This is a genomic window from Methylobacterium sp. AC433 (assembly GCF_979253015.1).
In genome coordinates, this window is record NZ_CEEDBN010000075.1 from 1 (window position 1) to 260 (window position 260).

The 260-nt window shown below is 71.2% G+C and carries 1 protein-coding gene; it reads left to right on the plus strand.

Annotated features, from left to right (window positions below; translation table 11 throughout):
* Positions 1-260, plus strand: a 260-nt coding sequence (locus AC0IWM_RS23790; protein WP_471759153.1) for a DUF1036 domain-containing protein, incomplete at both ends; no start/stop codon positions are given.

Here is a 260-nt window from a genome sequence, read left to right on the forward strand (position 1 = left end):
TGTGCAACCAGACCGCCAGCAAGGTCGGCATCGCGCTGGGCTACCGCGACCCCCAGGGCTGGGTCACCGCGGGCTGGTGGGACGTGGCGCCGAAGGTCTGCGAGACGCTCCTGAAGGGCTCCCTCGCGGCGCGGTTCTACTCCGTCTACGCGGTGGACTACACGCGCGGCGGCGAGTGGAGCGGACGCTCGCTGATGTGCACGAAGGAGCGCGAATTCACGATCCGGGGCGTCGAGGCCTGCCTCGCCCGCGGGCTCGAC